Below are 247 nucleotides of genomic sequence, written 5' to 3' on the forward strand. Positions count from 1 at the left end.
GGTCTCATCCAGACGAGTGATCGTCCGCACAATCGTTCCTTCCATCACATCTGTCAGGTCCGTTATGCGGTTGAACGACATGCCCCTGGCCCATTCGTAGACAACCTCCACGAGGCTGAAGCGCGGCTTGCTGGCAAAGTCGTTGGCGTCGTCGCTAGACATGATAACCTGGTGCTGGATCTGGTAGTCGTTAACTCGGTCCGAGATCCTGATGATTGCCTCCTTGCCCTTTTCGAGTCGAGGAGTC

Annotated in this window: 1 protein-coding gene; it reads right to left on the minus strand. The window is 55.5% G+C overall.

Translation table 11 applies throughout. The annotated features are described in order from the left end of the window. Nucleotides 1-247 (minus strand): hypothetical protein (locus L9G74_RS23285; RefSeq protein ID WP_369123399.1); only part of this gene is annotated, 247 nt, incomplete at both ends.

Source organism: Shewanella electrica, from assembly GCF_022321485.1.
In the GTDB taxonomy this organism is placed as follows: Bacteria; Pseudomonadota; Gammaproteobacteria; order Enterobacterales; family Shewanellaceae; genus Shewanella; species Shewanella electrica.